Source organism: Limimaricola soesokkakensis (assembly GCF_900172345.1).
In the GTDB taxonomy this organism is placed as follows: domain Bacteria; phylum Pseudomonadota; class Alphaproteobacteria; order Rhodobacterales; family Rhodobacteraceae; genus Limimaricola; species Limimaricola soesokkakensis.
On record NZ_FWFY01000008.1, the window covers coordinates 88,840 to 106,491 of the forward strand.

The 17,652-nt window shown below is 68.8% G+C and carries 18 protein-coding genes; 12 read left to right on the forward strand and 6 right to left on the reverse strand.

Translation table 11 applies throughout. The annotated features are described in order from the left end of the window. The first annotated feature begins 54 nt into the window (after positions 1–54). The 6 genes from ltnD (at position 55) to LOS8367_RS13135 (ending at position 5,239) form a co-directional block, all read left to right on the forward strand. On the forward strand, positions 55–948 hold the full coding sequence (gene ltnD, locus LOS8367_RS13110; protein WP_085896975.1) for an L-threonate dehydrogenase: 894 nt from the start codon (positions 55–57) through the stop codon (positions 946–948). Beyond that, on the forward strand, positions 948–2,183 hold the full coding sequence (gene otnK / locus LOS8367_RS13115) for a 3-oxo-tetronate kinase (protein WP_085896976.1): 1,236 nt from the start codon (positions 948–950) through the stop codon (positions 2,181–2,183). The genes ltnD and otnK overlap by 1 nt, the downstream gene beginning before the upstream one ends. Next, entirely contained in the window at positions 2,180–2,824 is a 645-nt protein-coding gene (gene otnC / locus LOS8367_RS13120; RefSeq protein ID WP_085896977.1) for a 3-oxo-tetronate 4-phosphate decarboxylase, read from the forward strand. The genes otnK and otnC overlap by 4 nt, the downstream gene beginning before the upstream one ends. After that, positions 2,824–3,612 carry a hydroxypyruvate isomerase family protein gene (locus LOS8367_RS13125; RefSeq protein WP_085896978.1) on the forward strand — a complete coding sequence of 263 codons (789 nt, stop codon included), beginning with the start codon at positions 2,824–2,826 and terminating at the stop codon, positions 3,610–3,612. The genes otnC and LOS8367_RS13125 overlap by 1 nt, the downstream gene beginning before the upstream one ends. After that, positions 3,609–4,544 carry a 2-hydroxyacid dehydrogenase gene (locus LOS8367_RS13130; RefSeq protein ID WP_085896979.1) on the forward strand — a complete coding sequence of 312 codons (936 nt, stop codon included), beginning with the start codon at positions 3,609–3,611 and terminating at the stop codon, positions 4,542–4,544. The genes LOS8367_RS13125 and LOS8367_RS13130 overlap by 4 nt, the downstream gene beginning before the upstream one ends. Before the next feature lie 113 nt (positions 4,545–4,657). Beyond that, positions 4,658–5,239 (forward strand): hypothetical protein, encoded by a 582-nt coding sequence (locus tag LOS8367_RS13135; protein ID WP_085896980.1) that lies wholly within the window; start codon positions 4,658–4,660, stop codon positions 5,237–5,239. A gap of 40 nt (positions 5,240–5,279) precedes the next feature. On the opposite strand, the gene LOS8367_RS13140 is transcribed toward LOS8367_RS13135, so the two are convergent. Beyond that, complete coding sequence (locus LOS8367_RS13140; protein ID WP_085896981.1) at positions 5,280–6,125, reverse strand: fumarylacetoacetate hydrolase family protein; 846 nt, start codon at positions 6,123–6,125, stop codon at positions 5,280–5,282. Next, positions 6,122–6,817, reverse strand: coding sequence for a GntR family transcriptional regulator (locus tag LOS8367_RS13145; protein WP_085897057.1), 696 nt, complete (start codon positions 6,815–6,817; stop codon positions 6,122–6,124). The genes LOS8367_RS13140 and LOS8367_RS13145 overlap by 4 nt, the downstream gene beginning before the upstream one ends. 163 nt (positions 6,818–6,980) lie before the next feature. Here LOS8367_RS13145 and LOS8367_RS13150 point away from each other — a divergent pair, with 163 nt between their 5' ends. The 6 genes from LOS8367_RS13150 to LOS8367_RS13175 all read left to right on the forward strand — a co-directional run bounded on the left by LOS8367_RS13150 (position 6,981) and on the right by LOS8367_RS13175 (position 13,627). Beyond that, entirely contained in the window at positions 6,981–7,994 is a 1,014-nt protein-coding gene (locus LOS8367_RS13150; protein WP_085896982.1) for a TRAP transporter substrate-binding protein, read from the forward strand. Positions 7,995–8,079: 85 nt separating this feature from the next. Further along, complete coding sequence (locus LOS8367_RS13155) at positions 8,080–8,883, forward strand: TRAP transporter small permease subunit (protein ID WP_242665590.1); 804 nt, start codon at positions 8,080–8,082, stop codon at positions 8,881–8,883. Then, positions 8,883–10,478: a TRAP transporter large permease gene (locus tag LOS8367_RS13160; RefSeq protein WP_085896983.1), complete on the forward strand. Its 1,596-nt coding sequence runs from the start codon at positions 8,883–8,885 to the stop codon at positions 10,476–10,478. Before LOS8367_RS13155 ends, LOS8367_RS13160 begins: the two co-directional genes overlap by 1 nt. Before the next feature lie 53 nt (positions 10,479–10,531). After that, on the forward strand, positions 10,532–12,025 hold the full coding sequence (locus LOS8367_RS13165) for a UxaA family hydrolase (RefSeq protein WP_085896984.1): 1,494 nt from the start codon (positions 10,532–10,534) through the stop codon (positions 12,023–12,025). Between the two features lie 10 nt (positions 12,026–12,035). Continuing rightward, positions 12,036–12,752 (forward strand): SDR family oxidoreductase, encoded by a 717-nt coding sequence (locus LOS8367_RS13170; protein ID WP_085896985.1) that lies wholly within the window; start codon positions 12,036–12,038, stop codon positions 12,750–12,752. Further along, positions 12,752–13,627: a DMT family transporter gene (locus LOS8367_RS13175; protein ID WP_085896986.1), complete on the forward strand. Its 876-nt coding sequence runs from the start codon at positions 12,752–12,754 to the stop codon at positions 13,625–13,627. The genes LOS8367_RS13170 and LOS8367_RS13175 overlap by 1 nt, the downstream gene beginning before the upstream one ends. Here the strand turns inward: LOS8367_RS13175 and LOS8367_RS13180 are convergent. The 4 genes from LOS8367_RS13180 to LOS8367_RS13195 all read right to left on the reverse strand — a co-directional run bounded on the left by LOS8367_RS13180 (position 13,624) and on the right by LOS8367_RS13195 (position 17,652). Continuing rightward, the gene (locus LOS8367_RS13180) at positions 13,624–14,379 is read right to left on the reverse strand and encodes a FadR/GntR family transcriptional regulator (protein WP_085896987.1); all 756 of its coding nucleotides are present in this window, start codon (positions 14,377–14,379) and stop codon (positions 13,624–13,626) included. The two genes, LOS8367_RS13175 and LOS8367_RS13180, sit on opposite strands and share 4 nt — an antisense overlap. A gap of 17 nt (positions 14,380–14,396) precedes the next feature. After that, a complete protein-coding gene (gene denD / locus LOS8367_RS13185; RefSeq protein WP_085896988.1) occupies positions 14,397–15,359 on the reverse strand; it encodes a D-erythronate dehydrogenase in 963 nt (320 codons plus the stop codon). Positions 15,360–15,411: 52 nt separating this feature from the next. Then, positions 15,412–16,425, reverse strand: a complete 1,014-nt coding sequence (locus tag LOS8367_RS13190; RefSeq protein ID WP_085896989.1) for a TRAP transporter substrate-binding protein — start codon at positions 16,423–16,425, stop codon at positions 15,412–15,414. A gap of 90 nt (positions 16,426–16,515) precedes the next feature. Continuing rightward, positions 16,516–17,652 (reverse strand): fumarylacetoacetate hydrolase family protein, encoded by a 1,137-nt coding sequence (locus LOS8367_RS13195; RefSeq protein ID WP_085896990.1) that lies wholly within the window; start codon positions 17,650–17,652, stop codon positions 16,516–16,518.

A 17,652-nucleotide genomic window follows, 5' to 3' on the forward strand; every position in this document is an offset into this window, starting at 1 on the left:
TTGACAGGCCCGGCGAAGCGTGGGACCAAATGGTATACCAAACGGGAGGCGCGCATGGCGGTGATCACGGTGATCGGTCTGGGATCGATGGGGCTCGGCATGGCGCTGTCGCTCAGGCGCGCGGGGCACCGGGTGATCGGCTGCGACCTGCGCGAGGGCGCGGCGGCGCCGCTCCTGGCGGAGGGGGGCGAGGCGGGCACGCCGCGCGAGGCCGCGGCGCAAAGCGACATCGTGGTCAGCGTCGTGCTCAACGCGGCGCAGACCGAGGCGGTGCTGTTCGGGCCCGAGGGCTGCGCCGAGCGGCTGCGTGCGGGTGCCGCGATCATCTCCTGCGCCACGGTGCCGCCCGAGGCGGCGCGGGCGATGGCCGCATCGGCCGAGGCGATGGGGCTGCATTACCTCGACGCGCCGATCTCGGGCGGTGCGGCCAAGGCGGCGCAGGGGCGGCTGTCGATCATGGCCTCGGGCAGCGAGGCCGCTTTCGCCGCCGCCGCGCCCGCGCTCGATGCGATGGCCGAGACGGTGCATGATCTGGGCCGCGACGCCGGGGCAGGCTCGGCGATGAAGGCGGTGAACCAGCTTCTTGCGGGCGTGCATATCGCCGCGATGGGCGAGGCGCTGGCCATGGCGGCGAGCCAGGGGCTCGATCTGGGCCGGGTGGTCGAGGTGATCTCGGCCTCGGCCGGGACCTCGTGGATGTTCGAGAACCGGGCACCGCACGTGGTCGAGGCCGACTATGCGCCGCGCTCGGCGGTGACGATCTGGCCCAAGGATCTTGGCATCGTCTCGGACATCGCGGCGGGGGCGGGGCTGCCGGTGCCGCTGACCCGCGCCGCGCTGGGGCAGTTCGAGGCCGCGGTCGAGGCGGGCTGGGGCGCCGATGACGACGCCGCCGTCACGCGGGTCTATGCGCGGGCCGCGGGTCTTTCTCTGCCGGGGGATGCGTGATGCTGCTGGGCTGTATCGGCGACGATTTCACCGGCTCGAGCGATCTGGGCAACACGCTGACCAAGGCCGGGATGCGCAGCGTCCAGTATGTCGGCGTGCCCGACCGGCCCGCCGAGGCCGGGGTCGAGGCCGGGATCGTCGCGCTGAAATCGCGATCGCTCCCCGTGGCGGAAGCGGTACGCCAATCTCTGGCAGCGCTCGACTGGCTCATGGCGCAGGGCTGCGAGCAGATCCTGTTCAAATACTGCTCGACCTTCGATTCCACGCCCGAGGGCAATATCGGCCCGGTGGCCGAGGCCTTGGCGGACCGGCTCGGAGCCGAGCAGGTGATCTTCTGCCCCGCCTTTCCGGCGGCCGGGCGCACGGTCTATCAGGGCCATCTCTTCGTCGGCGACCGGCTCTTGAGCGAGAGCGGAATGGAGAACCACCCGCTGACGCCGATGACCGACCCGGATTTGCGGCGCTGGCTGGCGCGGCAGGTGCAGGGCGAGGTCGGCCATGTCGCGGCCGCGCAGGTTTTCGGGGGGCCGCAGGCGATCCGCGCCGCCTTCGCCGCCAGCGGGGCGCGGCACCTGATCTGCGACGCGATCCGCGACGAGGACCTGCTGGCGCTCGGGCGCGCCGCCCAGGGCCACCCTCTGGTCACCGGCGGATCGGGCATCGCGATGGGGCTGCCGGAGGCGTTCCGGAGCGCGGGTCGGCTGTCCGGCGCGGCGGGCGGCTGGCGCGGGCAGAAGGGCCGGGCGGTCGTGCTGTCGGGCTCGTGCTCGAACGCGACGCGCGGCCAGGTTGCCGCCCATGCCGGGCCGAGCCTGCCGGTGCGGATCGAGGCGCTGATGGCCGATGAGATCACGTCGCGCTGCGCCACCGAGTGGTCGCTGGCGCAGGAGGGGCTGCCGCTGGTCTACAGCTCGGCCGAGCCCGAGGCGGTGCGCGCCGCGCAGGAGCGGTTCGGCCGCGAGGCGGTGGCCGAGAAGGTCGAGGGCTTCTTCGCGGAGTCCGCGCGGGCGCTGGTGGCGCATGGGGTGACGCGGCTGATCACGGCGGGCGGCGAGACCTCGGGCGCGGTGGTCGAGGCGCTGGCGCCCGCCGCGCTCGAGATCGGGCCGGAGATCGCGCCGGGCGTGCCCTGCCTGCGCGCCGGACCGGATCTGGTGCTGGCGCTGAAATCCGGCAATTTCGGCGGCCCGGACTTCTTTGCCGAGGCCGAGGCGATGCTGGGGCGCGACGCATGAGCGAGGCGAAGCTGCGCGAGGCGATCTGCGCCCAGGCCGCGTCGCTCTTCGTGCGCGGGCTGACGGGCGGCGCCTCGGGCAACATCTCGGCGCGCTGCGAGGATGGCGGGCTCTTGGTCTCGCCCACGGGGGCGAGCTTCGGCAGCCTAGATCCGGGTCGGCTGGCGAAGTTCGACGCGAGCGGACGGCAGGTCTCGGGTGACAGGCCCACCAAGGAGATGCCGCTGCACGCCGCCTTCTACGAGACGCGTGGCACCGCCGGGGCGGTGGTGCATCTGCACTCGACCCATTCGGTGGCGCTGTCGATGTTGCCCGAGACCGACCCCGAAAACATGCTGCCGCCGCTCACCGCCTATTCGATCATGCGTTTGGGCAAGGTGCAGCTGCTGCCGTATTTCCGGCCCGGCGATCCGGCCATGGGCGACGCGGTGCGCGGGCTGGCGGGGCGGCGGAGCGCGGTGGTGCTGGCCAATCACGGCCCCGTCGTGGCGGCCAAGGATCTGGAGGCGGCGGTCTACGCGATGGAAGAGCTGGAGGAGACGGCGAAGCTGGCGCTGCTGCTGCGCGGCGCCAACCCGCGGATGCTGAGCGAGGCGCAGATCCGCGACGTGGTGACGACATTCGACGTGGAGTGGGACTGATGTTTTCGGCCAATCTGGGATTTCTGTTCACCGACCGGCCGCTGCCCGAGGCGATCCGCGCCGCGAAGCGCCACGGTTTCGGCGCGGCGGAATGCCATTTCCCCTATGACACACCGGCGCGCGAGGTGCGGGCCGCGCTCGACGAGACCGGGCTGGAGATGCTCGGGATCAACACCGTGCCGGGCGACACGGCCTCCGGGGATTTCGGCCTCGCGGCCGTGCCGGGTCGCGAGCGCGAGGCGCAGGCGGCGATCGAGCAGGCGCTGGATTACGCCGCCGAGATCGGTGCGCGCAACGTGCATGTCATGGCCGGGCGGACCGAGGATCTCGAGGCCGCCGAGGCGCTGTTTCGCGGCACGTTGCGCGCGGCCTGCGATCTCGCCGCGCCGCGCGGCATCGGGCTGTTGATCGAGCCGATCAACCGGCGCGACGTGGCGGGCTATCATTTGAGCCACATCGAGCAGGCGGCGGCGACGGTGGCGGCGGTGGGCTCGGACGCGCTGAAGATCATGTTCGACTGCTATCATTTGCAGATCATGCAGGGCGACCTGATCCGCCGCTTTGAGACGCATCGCGAGATGATCGGCCACGTGCAGATCGCGGGCGTGCCGGACCGGGGCGAGCCCGATGGCGGCGAGCTGCATTACCCGAACCTGGTCGCGGCGTTCCGCGAGAGGGGATGGGGCGCGCCCATCGGCGCGGAATACAAGCCGCGCTCGGGGCGGACCGAGGACGGGCTTGGATGGATGGATGCATTCCCGCAGGAGCGGGCAGGGGGGACGGCATGAGCGAGATATTGGCGATCGGCAGCTACACCGAGACCGACATGGAGGGGCTGCGCGAGATGGGCGCGCGCGTGGTCGAAAGCCTCGACGCGATGCGGGGGCTGCCGGAGGCCGAGCGCGCGGAAGTGCGCGCGGTGGCCTACAAGGGCCACCATGATTTCGGTGCCGACGAGATGGCATTGCTGCCGGGTCTCGGCGTGATCGCCAATTACGGCGTGGGCTACGACGCGATCCGGATCGACGCGGCGGATGCCGCCGGGGTGCGGGTCACCAACACGCCGGACGTGCTCAACGACGACGTCGCCGACCTTGCCGTGGCGATGCTGCTGATGCAGCAGCGGCGGATGCTGGCGGGCGACGCGCATGTGCGCTCGGGCGCATGGGCCGGTGGCGAAAGCTTTCCGCTCAACCGCAAGGTCTCGGGCCGACGCGCGGGGATCATGGGGCTGGGCCGGATCGGGCGCGACATCGCCGATCGGCTGGCGGCGTTCAAGATGGAGATGCACTACCACGCGCGCTCGGAAAAGGAGACGCCGGGCTGGACCTATCACGCCGACCCTGTGTCGCTGGCGCGCGAGGTCGATTACCTCGTCGTGGCGCTGGTCGGCGGACCGGAGACCGAGAATTACGTCTCGAAAGAGGTGATCGAGGCGCTGGGGCCCGAGGGCGTGCTGATCAACATCTCGCGCGGCTCGACGGTGGACGAGGCGGCGCTTCTCGATGCGCTGGAGGCGGGGCGGCTCGGCGGCGCCGGGCTCGACGTGTTCCGCGACGAACCCCGGGTCGATCCGCGGTTCCATGCATTGGAAAGGGTCGTGCTGCAACCGCATCAGGGCTCGGGCACGCACGAGACCCGCGCCGCGATGGGGCGGTTGCAGCGCGACAACATCTCGGCCTTTCTCGATGGTCGCGACCTGCTCACCCCGGTGAACTGATCGCCCGGGAGGCGCATCGCTCGGTGTCGAAACCGGCGCGGATCGGGCCGATCTGCGCTATAATCCGCGCCGCCTGTCCCAAACCGGGGCGGGCGCTTTCGTGGAGGTTGACGATGTTCAGGACTAGTTTAGCAAGCGCGGCCCTCGCGCTCCTTGCCACCCCGCTCGCGGCTGAAACCTACGATCTCGACGCGCTGCGCGCCGCGACCGAGAAATACCGCGACGTCGAGGCGGCGCTGGCCGATGGCTACATGCCCGACCCCGACGGGCACTGCGTCTCGGCGGCGGCCGAGGGGCTGCCCGCCGAGCTCGGGGCGATGGGGATCCATTACCTGCATCCGGCGATGCTCGGCCTCGCGGCGCCGGGTGAGCGGGTCGATGGCGACGGTACCCATACCGACTTCACGAAGCCCGCGATCCTGCTCTACGAGCCGCAGGCGGACGGGTCGCTGGAGCTGGTCGGGATCGAGAACCTCGTGTTCAAGAAGGCCTGGGAGGAGGCCGGCAATGACGGGCCGCCGCAGATCAATGGGCGGCTGTGGGACGCGATGGCCGACGACCCGGCCACCGACGGGGACGAGGCGCATGGCTTCATGCCGCATTACGACCAGCATGTCTGGCTGTTCCGCGAGAACCCGTCGGGCGATCTTGAGCCCTTCAACCCGAACGTGAGCTGCGACCACGCCGGCCACTGAGCAAGGCGCGGCCCCGCCCGACCGGCGGGGCCGCTGCGGCTCAGTCGGCGGCGACGGCTTCTTGCCGCTGGCGGCCGAGCCCCTCGACCTCGATCTCCATCACGTCGCCGGGCTTGAGGAAGCGCTGCGGCTTCATGCCCATGCCAACGCCCGAGGGCGTGCCGGTGGCGATGACGTCGCCGGGCATCAGCTTCATGAACTGCGACATGTGGCTGATGATCTGGGCGACGGTGAAGATCATGTCGCCGGTGGTTTCGTCCTGCACCCGCTCGCCGTTGAGGTCGAGCGTGACGCGCAGGGCCTGCGGATCCTCGATCTCGTCCGCCGTCACCAGCCAGGGGCCGACGGGGCCGAAGGAGGGGGCCGACTTGCCCTTGATCCACTGGCCGCCGCGCTCGATCTGGAAGGCGCGCTCGGAGACGTCGTTGATAGTGCAGTAGCCCGCCACGTGATCGAGCGCATCGGCCTCGGAGACGTAGAGCGTCTCGCGGCCGATCACCACGCCCAGCTCGACCTCCCAGTCGGTCTTCTCCGAGCCGCGCGGGATGATCACCGGGTCGAAGGGGCCCGACAGCGCCGAGGAGGCCTTGGAGAAGATGATCGGCTCCTTGGGCGGCTGCGTACCGGTTTCGGCCGCGTGCTTGGCGTAGTTCAGGCCGATGCAGAAGAAGTTGGGCACGCGCGAGAGGCACGACCCGATCCGCTCCGGCTCCTCGACCAGCGGTAGGCTTTCGGGATCGATGCCCCGGAGCCGGTCGAGCGCGTCGCGCGACACCGCGTCGCCGGCAAGGTCGTCGACATGCCCCGAGAGATCGCGCACCCGGCCTTCGCGGTCGAGCATCCCGGTCCTTTCCTGCCCCGCCGGGCCGTATCGCAGCAGTTTCATTCGATGTCCTTCTCGTTGGTGGTCAGGTCGCGCCCGGATTCGCGCAGTTCGAACAGGCGGGTGAGATTGACGATCAGCGCCGAGAGATGCGCGTCGATCTCGGTGCCGACCCGGGCCGGATCGCGGGTCTCGAGCCCGCGCACGATGTTCTCGTGCTGCGTGCGCACCCGCTCGCGGGCACGGCGTTGTACCGCGGAAAGATAGCGTTGGCGCCACATCCGCGCGAGATAGGCGGCATGGGTCTCGGCCAGCGCCGGGTTGTGCGAGGCCCGCGCGATGGCGGTGTGGAACGCCATGTCGATCTCGAACAGCTCGATCAGCGCGTCGCCCTCGGCGGTCTCGCTCAGGGCGAGGTGCCGCTCGGACAGGTCGCGGATCTCGGCGATCTCGGCGTCCGAGGCCTCGCGGCAGGCCAGCTCGCCCGACAGGATCTCGAGCGCCTTGAGCACCATCACCGCGTCGCGCACCTCCTTGAGGGAGGGGTCCGCGACGATCGGGCTGCGCGCCGGGCGCAGCTGCACCAGCCCCTCCTTGGCGAGGATGCGCACCGCCTCGCGAAGCGGCGTGCGGCTGACGCCGAGATCGACCGCGTTGTCGCGCTCCTTGATCGGATCGCCGGGCGCGAGCTTGCCCCGAAGGATGTCGCGGCGCAGCTTCTGCGCGATCTGCTCTGCCAGTGGTGATGCGGTCATCTTGTCCATTGCTTGGTCGGTTCGAGGCGTTTGAATCTGGTATACCAAAAAATTCTTGTCTGTCGAGCAGCCCCTCGCTAGCGTGACCCTGCGGCTGGTATACCATCCTGGGGAGGAAGGGAGGCCGCGGAACTGGCGGAAAAACCGCCGAGGGAGGAAAGTGATGAAGACCAGTATCGTATGTCTCTCCACCGCGCTCATGGCTGCCACGGCCCTGCCGGCGCTGGCGCAGGAAACTCTGCGCATCCAGACGCATTACGCGCCCGAAACGGAATCCGGCAAGCTGGCCCAGCAATTCGCCGACGACGTCGAGGTGATGTCGGGTGGTGAGATCGACGTGGAGATGTTCTTCTCCTCCTCGGTGGTGAAGACCGTGGAGGCCTTCGACGCCGCCGCCAACGGCATCCTCGACTGCGACATGACCGGCGGCGCCTACCAGACCGGCAAGAACCCCGCCTTCCAGTTCGTTGGCGACATCATGGGCGGCTACGACACGCCCTGGCAGCAATATGCCTGGCTCTACAATGGCGGCTTCGAGACCGCGGACGAGCTCTATAACGGCTTCAACATGAAGCTCGTCGGCTGGTGGATCTACGGCCAGGAATCCATGTCCTCGACCAAGCCGCTGGCCGGGCCCGAGGATCTCAAGGATTGGAAGTTCCGCTCGCCGCCGGGGATGGAAACCGAGATCTTCGCCAATCTCGGCGCGTCGCCCGTGGTCATGGACTTCACCGAGATCTTCACGGCGTTGGAAACCGGGATCATCGACGGTGCCGACGCCTCCGGTCTGGCCAACAATGTCGGGCTCGGCCTGTACGATCTGGTCGAGCACGCGACCTATCCGGGCTTCCATTCGATGCCCTCGGACCACCTCGCCTGCCGCCTCGACAAGTGGGAGAGCCTGTCGGACGCGCATAAGCGGATCATCGACACCGCGATGCAGAAGCTGGCCTTCCAGACCGCGCTGACCTTCGAGGTCGCCAACAACGAGGCGGCGGCCGAGCTGCGCGAGAAGGGCGTGACGCTGCATGACTGGTCCGACGAGGACCGCAAGGTGTTCCGCGAGGCGGCGCAGGCGGCCTGGGCCGACTGGGCCACCAAGACCCCCGAGACCAAGGCGCTGGTCGACAGCCACATCGCCTTCATGCAGCAGCTCGGTCTGATCGCCTCCGAGTGATCCGGCAGGGCTGAGCGAAACCTGGCCCCCGATCCGTCGGGGGCCAGTCACGACAGAACCCCGCAAGGCGGCAAGGGAGAGGGCAGTGTCCATCAGGGCGACGACATCCATCAAGGACATCCTGTGGCCGGCGGTCTTCACCGCCTGCATGGCATGGCTGGTCTGGTACTTTCCGCGGTTCATCGTCTTTGCGGGGCTGGCCAACGACAATCTCAACTCGGGCTATCTCGGCGCCGGGCCGATCGATTTCGCGATCATGGCCGGGGCGGTCGTGGCGCTGGTGATGGGGCTGCGCCATGCCCGCACGACCGCGGGCGAAGGGGTGATCGAGACGCCGATCGACCGGCTCAGCCTGTTCCTCGGCCGGGTCACCATGCTGCTCGTGGTGATCCTCGTGGGGGTGATGTTCTACGAGGTGATGCTGCGCTACATCTTCGAGCGGCCGACGCTCTGGGCCAACGAGCTGAGCCTGTGGATGGCCGGGTTCATCTTCCTGCTCTCGGGGCTCTACTCGATGCAGCAGCGCAACCACATCCGCATCTACCTGCTCTACGACGTGCTGCCGCGACCGGTGCAGCGGATCTGCGACGTGATCTCCACCGCGCTGATCTGCGTCTTCGCCTTCGCGATGATCTGGGGGTCGTGGAACGAGGCGCGCGACAAGTTCCTGCGCTGGGAGACTTTCGGCACCGCCTTCGATCCGCCGATCCCCGCGACGCTCAAGCCGTTGGTGCTGCTGGTGATGGTGCTGGTGGCGCTGCAGGCGATCGCGAACCTGATCGCCGATTGGCACAAGGGCCCCGAGAGCCACGGGGTGATCGACGAGGGCGAGGTCGAGGACATGATCCAGACCGCCCGCGCGCAGCACGAACAGGGAAGACACGACTGATGTTCGATATCGGAACCATCTCGACGCTGCTGCTGCTGGCGATGCTCGGGCTTCTGGCCATCGGCATGCCGCTGGGCTTCGCCTCGGCCGTGCTCGCCGTGGGCGTGCTGGTGATGAAGTTCGGCCCCGACCTGCTCTTTGCCAATTTCGGCACCGGGCCGCTCAACATCCTGGCGCAGCGGATCTACGGCCTGCTCACCGATTACGTGCTGATATCGATCCCGCTCTTCATCTTCATGGCGAACCTGCTGGAGCGATCCGGCATCGCCGCCGAGATGTACAACTCGCTCAATGTCTGGCTGAACCGGACCCGTGGCGGCATCGCCATCGTCACCTCGATCATGGCGGTGATCATGGCCGCGATGTCGGGCATCATCGGCGGCGAGGTGGTGCTTCTGGGCCTGATCGCGCTGCCGCAGATGCTGCGGCTGGGCTATGATCGCAACCTCGCCATCGGCACGATCTGCGCCAGCGGTTCCCTGGGTACGATGATCCCGCCCTCGATCGTGCTGATCATCTACGGGCTGATCACCGAGACTTCGATCAAGGCGCTGTTCACCGCCTCGTTCCTGCCGGGCTTCATCCTCGCGTCCTTCTTCATCATCTACATCGTGGTGCGCACCCGGCTGAACCCGGCGCTGGCGCCCTTGCCCGATCTCGATCCGTCCGAGCCGGAGCTGGCCGAGAAACGCAAGCTGTTCGGGACCTTCCTTCTGACGATCATCGGCGGCTTCGCGGGCGCGCTGTTCCTGCGGGCCCTGTTCCTGACCCTGACCGGACAGAACGCGGCGCGCGAAGGCGTGGCCGACATCGCCTTCGGCACCCCGGCATATGTCGCGATCTTCGGCGTGGTGACGCTGGCGGCGCTGGGGCTGATCTTCGGGGTGATGGGGCGCGAGCGGTTCCGCACCTCGTGGTCGATGGGCAAGGGCCTCGTCGGGCCGATGGTCGTCATCGGCGTGGTGCTGGGCTCGATCTATGGCGGCATCACCGGCATCACCGAGGCCGCCGGGATGGGCGTGATCGCGGTGGGCGTGATCGCCGCGCTCAGGGGCGAGATGAGCTTCAACCTGCTGTGGGAGGCGCTCAAGCGGACGCTGAAATCGACCGGCACGATCATCTGGGTGACGATCGGCGCGACGGCGCTGGCTGGGGCCTATACCATCGCGGGCGGGCCGACCTTCATCGCCTCGACCATCGTCGGCAGCGACCTGCCCACCATGGGGGTGATCCTGATCATGATGGCGATCTTCCTGGTGCTCGGTGCCTTCATGGACTGGGTCGGCATCGTACTTCTGGTGATCCCGGTGTTCCTGCCGATCATCCTGCGGCTGCCGATCGAGGAAATCGGCCTGTTCGGCACGCTGGAGCCCGCGCATCTGTCGATCTGGTTCGGGGTGGTGTTCTGCATGAACATGCAGGTGAGCTTCCTCAGCCCGCCCTTCGGACCGGCGGCGTTCTATCTCAAATCCGTGGCCCCGCCCGAGATCTCGCTGACCGACATCTTCCGCGGCTTCCTGCCCTTCATCGCGATCCAGCTCGCGGCCCTGTCCCTGCTGCTGATCTGGCCGCCGCTGGTGTCGGTGTTCCTCTAGGCCAACCGGGCGGGCCATCATGGCCCGCCCCTCCCATTCGAGAGACCTCGCCCATGTCCGCCCTGATCCGACTAGACGCCTCAGACAACGTCGCCACCGCGCGCCGCGCCATCAGCCCCGGCGAGGAGGGGGCGACGACCCCGGTGCCGCGCGGCCACAAGATGGCGCTGGAGCCGATCCCCGAAGGCGCGGCCGTGACCAAATACGCGCAGGTGATCGGCTATGCCGCGGAGGACATCCCGGCGGGCGCGCATGTGCATGTCCACAACCTCGCCTTCCGCGACATCGACCACGAGCACGCCTTCGGCTCGAACCTGCGACCCGCGCCTGAGCCCGAGCGGCGCGATCACTTCATGGGCTACCGCCGGGCGACCGGCCGGGTCGGCACCCGCAACTACATCGCCGTCCTGACGAGCGTGAACTGCTCGGCCACCGCGGCGCGGCTGATCGCGCAGGCCTTCACGCCTGAGAAACTGGCCGCCTATCCCAATGTCGACGGCGTCGTGGCCTTCGTCCATGGCACCGGCTGCGCCATGGGCGGCGACGGCACCGGGTTCGAGCTGTTGCAGCGCACGCTGTGGGGCTATGCCCGCAACCCCAATGTCGGCGGCGTGCTGATGGCAGGGCTGGGTTGCGAGATGATGCAGATCGACTGGCTGATCGAGGCCTATGGCCTCACCCCCGGCCCGCTGTTCCGCACGATGAACATTCAGGACGTGGGCGGGCTGCGCCGCACCGTCGAGGCCGGTGTGGCGGCGATCGAGGAGATGCTGCCCGAGGTCGACAAGGCGCGCCGCGAGGAATGCCCGGCCTCGGAGCTAATGGTGGCGCTGCAATGCGGCGGCTCGGACGCGTGGTCGGGGATCACCGCAAACCCGGCGGTCGGCTACGCCTGCGACCTTCTGGTGGCGCAGGGCGGTACCGGGGTGCTGGCCGAGACGCCCGAGATTTACGGCGCCGAGCACCTGCTGACCGCGCGCGCGGCGAAGCCGGAGGTGGGCGAGAAGCTGATCGGGCTGATCGAGTGGTGGCGCGACTACACCGCCCGCAACCGCGGCTCGATGGACAACAACCCCTCGCCCGGCAACAAGGCGGGCGGGCTGACGACGATCCTCGAGAAAAGCCTCGGCGCAGCGGCCAAGGGCGGCACGACGCCGCTCATGGGCGTTTACCGTTATGCCGAGCCGGTGACCGAAAAGGGCTTCGTCTTCATGGACAGCCCCGGCTACGATCCGGCCAGCGTGACCGGGCAGATCGCGTCGGGCTGCAACCTCGTGGCCTTCACCACTGGGCGCGGCTCGGCCTTTGGCGCCAAGCCGTCGCCCTCGATGAAGATCGCCACTAATTCCGAGATGTTCGCCCGGATGGAGGAGGACATGGACATCGATGCGGGACGCATCCTGTCGGGCGGCGCGACGGTCGAAGAAGTCGGGCGCGAGATCTACGAGACATGGCTGCGCATGGCCTCGGGCGAAAAGTCGAAATCCGAGGCGCAGGGGCTTGGCGATTACGAGTTCGTGCCCTGGCAGGTCGGGGCGGTGATGTGAGGAAAGCGAGATGAGACTGGCAGGCAAGCGCGCCTTCGTCACGGCGGCGGGGCAGGGGATCGGGCGGGCCATCGCCGAGGCCTATGCCCGCGAGGGGGCCGATGTGGTCGCGACCGATCTCGACGGCGGCAAGGTCGCGGATATTGGCGGCCGCGCGCTCGACGTGACCGACAAGGCGGCGCTGCAGGCGGCGGTACGTGATGCTGCGCCCGACATCCTCGTCAACTGCGCGGGCATCGTGCATGCGGGCTCGATCATGGAGGCCAGCGACGCCGATCTCGACTTCGCCTTCGCGCTCAACGTGCGGGCGCAGTTCCACGCGATGCAGGCGGCGCTGCCGGGCATGGTCGAGCGGGGCGGTGGGGCGATTGTCAACATCGCCTCGGTCTGCTCCTCGATCCTCTCGGCGCCGAACCGCTTCGTCTATGGCACCACCAAGGCCTCGGTCATCGCGATGACCAAGTCGGTGGCCAAGGATTTCGTGACGCAGGGCATCCGCGCCAACGCGATCTGCCCCGGAACCGTCGACAGCCCGTCGCTGCACGAGCGGCTGCGCGCGACGGGCGACTACGAGGCGGCGATGGCCGCCTTCATCGCGCGCCAACCGATGGGCCGGATCGGCCGGGCGGAGGAGGTCGCGGCGCTGGCGGTGTATCTGGGCTCCGACGAGGCGGCATTCACCACGGGACAGGCGCATATCATCGATGGCGGCTGGGCCAACGGCTGATGGAGGCGGTGCGCCCGCGCGAGGAACGGACCGGCTTCGGGCTGGTGCTGATGGGCTGCGCGGTGGGCTTCTTCACCTGCATCGACACCTCGGCGAAATGGCTGATCCTCGCCGGGTTCCCGGCGTTGCAGGTGGTCTTCGCGCGCTATGCCGGCCACCTGCTGCTGTCGCTGGCGCTCTACATGCCCGGCGGCGGTCTGGCGCAGTTCCGCTCGGCGCGGCCGGCGCTGCAATTCCTGCGCTCCTCCTTCCTGCTGGGCAGCACCTTTCTCAACTTCACGGCGCTGAACTACCTGCCGCTGACCATCACCACGACGGTGATGTTCGCGGGGCCGATCGCGGTGACGCTCCTGTCGATCCCGATGCTGGGCGAGCGGGTCGGCATAAGGCGCCTGGTGGCGGTGCTGGTCGGGTTCTCGGGCGTGCTGGTGGTGGTGCAGCCATGGGGCGCGGCGTTCCACCCGGCGATGATCCTGTCGCTGGGCGCGCTGAGCTGCGCCTCGCTCTATTTCGTGCTGACGCGGATGATCGCCGGGGCCGAGAGCACGGCGACGAGCCAGCTCTGGTCGAGCGGGCTGTCGACGCTGGTGATCGCGCCGATGGTGCTGCCGGTCTGGCAATGGCCCACGACACTGCTGGAGGGGGTGATGCTCTGCGCGATCGGGCTGTTCGGCGGGGTGGGCCACATCCTCGCCACCGTGGCGCATCGCCTCGCCGATGCCTCGCTGCTGGCGCCGGTGGTCTATATCCAGATCCTCTTTGCCTCGCTGGCGAGCATCCTCGTCTTCGCGACATGGCCCACCCCCTGGACGCTGCTCGGCGGCGCGATCATCGTCGCGGCAGGGGGCTATATCTGGAACCGCGAGCGGCGCTAGGCGCCGCTACCCCAGGCGCGGATGCGGTCGGCGACGCGCGCGTCGGGCGCGCCGCCCTCCTCGCGCTCGCGCCAGCGGTCGAGCAGCGGTTGGCCCGAGTTGCGGCAATGCACCCGCATGGCGCGGCGCGCGGCCTCGGCGTCGGCGTCGGCGAATGCGTCGAGGATCGCGAGGTGCTCGGCCTCGTAGAAGCGCGCCACGTCGGCCGCGTCGCGGCGGTTGTTGGCGCGGGTCCATTCGGGGAAACGCCGGCGGGCGCGCCAGAACTCCTCGACGATGCCGACGAAGACCGAGTTGCCGGTGGCCCGCGCGATGGTGACGTGGAAGTCGCGGTCGAGCCGCTCGACCTCCGAAAGCGCCAGCGCGGGGTCGGCCATGCCGGCGACCAGCCCCCGCAGATGCGCGAGATCCGCCGTTCCCATGAAGGGCGCGGCGGCGGCGGCGATCTCGGGCTCGATCCGGTAGCGCGCCTCGACCAGCTCGTAGAAGCCGGGTTGGGCCGGCGGCTCGGACGGGGCCTCGGGCAACGTCTCGGCGACGAAGGCCCCGGCGCCGAAACGGGTGACGACGTAGCCCATCAACTCCAGCGCGATCATCGCCTCGCGCACCGTGGTGCGGCTGACGCCCAAGCGCTCGACCAGATCCTTGTCGGCGGGCATCTTGGCGCCGGGGGCGAGATCGCCCGCGCGGATCGCGGCGGCGATCTCATCGGCCACGAGCCGGTAGCGCGGGGTCTGGATGATGGGCTTCACGCGATCCTTTCTCCGGCTCAGGTGGGCCGGTCGTCCTCGAGATAGTAGCGCACGTTCTCCTCGAAGCTCGCATCGGCCTCGAGCCCGAGCGCCAGCGCCTTGGCAGGATCGTAGTCGAAACGCCAGCCCGACACGATGTCACGGATCGCCGGGTCGTCCTCGAAGCGAATGAGCTTCGCAGGCTCGGGCCCCGCCACCGCCGTCATCGCCTCGATCATCTGGCGGATGGTGAGGGTGCGGCCGGGCATCGTCATGGTACGGCTCTGGCCCAGATCGGCGGCCTCGATCTCGGCGCCACGAATGAGGTTCTCCACGCAGAGCCGCGGGCTCAGGTAGTAATGCGGGAACTCCGGATCGACCGGGCAAACCGCTTCCTCGCCGTTCAGTGGCTCGCGGATGATCGAGGACATGAAGGAGGACGCGGCACGGTTCGGGCGGCCCGGGCGCACCGAGATCGTCGGCAGGCGCAGCGTCCGGCCATCGACGAAGCCCCGGCGCGAGTAGTCGTTGACCAGAAGCTCGCCGATCGCTTTCTGGGTGCCATAGGAAGTCTGCGGGTTGGGGATGGTCCAGTCGCGGATCGGGTCGGGCACCTCGCCGCCGAACACCGCGAGCGAGGAGGTGAAGACCAACACCGGGGCGCGGCCCTGCAGGCGCAGGCTCTCCAGCACGTTCAGCACGCCGTGCAGGTTGACGTTCATGCCGTCCTCGAACTCGGCCTCGGCGTGGCTGGACACCACGGCGGCGAGCAGGAACACCGCGTCGAAGCCCGGTGCGAGCAGCGCGTCCATCGCCGCGCGGTCGGTGATGTCGCAGGCAGTGCAGGCGATGTCGAAGGGCGCGTCGAGCGGGGCAGGGGCGGCGATGTCGGCCAGCGTCAGCCCGGCGATCTGGCGGCCACGCAGCTCCCCGCGCGCGATGAGGCGGCGGGCCAGCTTCTGGCCCAGAAAGCCGCCGCCGCCGATGATCAGGATGTTCATTGGGTCACTTTCCAGTCTGGGGGCGGGGGGCCGGAGCGGCCCCCCGGACGGCTCAGTCGCGCAGGCCGATCCGCTCGAGGAACTCGAGGTGGCTGTCAACGATGGCGCGGGCCTCCGGCGTCTTGGCGGCCCAGACTTCCCAGGTGTCGGTCGCCGCCTTGCGGAAGGTGGCGCGATCCTCGGCCGACCAGTCATGCAGCGTCACGCCCTTTGCGGGCAGCGCGTCGAGCGCCTCGCCATTGTCGACGATGACCTGCGTCATCAGCCCCAGCGCGAGGCTGTCCATCGAGACCTTGAGGATCTCGCGATGCGCCTCGGGCATCGCCTCCCATGTCGCGGTCGAGCAGGCGAGGTGGTCCGAGGACATCGAGTGGAAGCCCGGATAGGTGGTGTGGGTGGCAATGTCGTAAATGCCCAAGCCCACATTGTTGGCCAGCGTCGAGGCGTCGGCGCCGTCGATGATCCCGGTCTCCAGCGCAGTGAAGATCTCGGTGAAATCCATCACCACCGGCTTGGCGCCGAGGGCCGCGAAGATCTCCGACTCCATCCCCGGCGGCGAGCGGAACTTGAAGTTCTGCAGGTCAGAGATGCCGCTCAGCGGCTTGGTCGAATTCAGCGATTCCTGTCCGCCGAGCCAGGCGCCGACGAACTCCATGCCGTTGGCGTTGTAGAGTTCGTTGATCTGCTCGCGACCGCCGCCATGCTGGATCCATGCCAGGAACTGCAGCGGCGTGTCGTAGCCGCCCATCACGTCGGCCACGAATTGGAAGGCCGGGTTCTTGCCGGTCTGGTAGGAGCCGTTGGTCATGTCGCAGTCGAGGATGCCGTTGGCGGCGGCGTCGAAGGTCTCGGCGGATTTGACCACCGCCGAGGAGTAGAACATCTCGATCGAGATGTCCCCGCCGGACATCTTCTCGACCTTCTCGACCCATTGCGCGGCCTGCTGGCCGGCCGGCGATTCAGGCGATTGCTGGGTCTGGATGCGCAGCGTGGTGGTCTGCGCAGCCGCGGTTCCCGCGAGCAGGGCCGCGGTGCCGATGGCGGCGAGCGACGAGACGATCTTCATGGTTCCCTCCCTGTGAAATCCTCCACCGGGAGCCTGCCGCAGGGTCATTTAGATTGCCAGACAATTCGACAATCAGGCGCAAGAAAATTGTCAGAGCAGCCCGCGCCCGGCGAGGTTGCGCATCAACGCGCCGGTGCCGAAGCACCATTCCGGGCATTCGGTCGAGAGCCGCACCGTGTTGCGCAGCGCGCCGAGGCGGTCCTCCACGATCACCACCACGTCGCCGGTCTTGTGGGTGAAGCCCTGTCCCGGCGCGTCACGGTCCTGGATCGGCGCGAAGAGCGTGCCGAGAAACAGCAGGAAGCCGTCGGGATACTGGTGGTGCCGGCCGATGGTCTGGGCGACGAGGCTTTCGGGGTCGCGGCTGATCTTCGACATCGAGGAGCGACCCTCCAGCCTGAAGCCGTCCTCGCCCGTGACGTCGAGCCGCAGCTCGGCGGCGCGCATGTCGTCCATGGTGTAGTGTTCGTCGAAGACCCGGATGAAGGGGCCGATGGCGCAGGAAGCGTTGTTGTCCTTGGCCTTGCCCAGAAGCAGCGCCGAGCGGCCCTCGACATCGCGCAGGTTCACGTCGTTGCCGAGCGTCGCGCCGCGGATCCGGCCCCGGCTGTCGACGGCGAGCACGATCTCGGGCTCGGGGTTGTTCCAGTTCGAGATCGGGTGCAGCCCGACGCTGGCGCCCCAGCCGACGGCGGCCATCGGCTGGCACTTGGTGAAGACCTCGGCGTCGGGGCCGATGCCGACCTCCAGATATTGCGACCAGAGCCCTTCGGCCTGCAGCACCGCCTTGACCTGCGCGGCATTGTCGGAGCCGGGCACGATGCCCGAGAGGCTGTCGCCGATCACGCCCTGCACCCGGGCGCGGATCTCCTGCGCCCGGTCGGCGTCGCCCGCCGCCTGCTCCTCGATCACCCGCTCGACCATGCTCTCGGCGAAGGTGACGCCCGAGGCCTTGATCGCCTGCAGATCGGCGGGGGCGAGGAAATGCGGCATGCCGGGGGTTTCGGTCGAAGCGGCGAAGAGATCCTCGACGGCGCCGATATCCTCGCCCGGCACGCCGCGCAGGTAATCGGCGAGATCGTCGCGCTCCATCAGGTCGCGCATCGTCGGGGTCTCGCGCGAGGTGATGTCGATCACCCGGCCCTCGCGCAGGGTGACGAGGGCGGGGCCAAAGTCGCGCTGGACACGACCGGCGAGCAGGGCGCGGGAATGGTCTTGGGGAAGCAT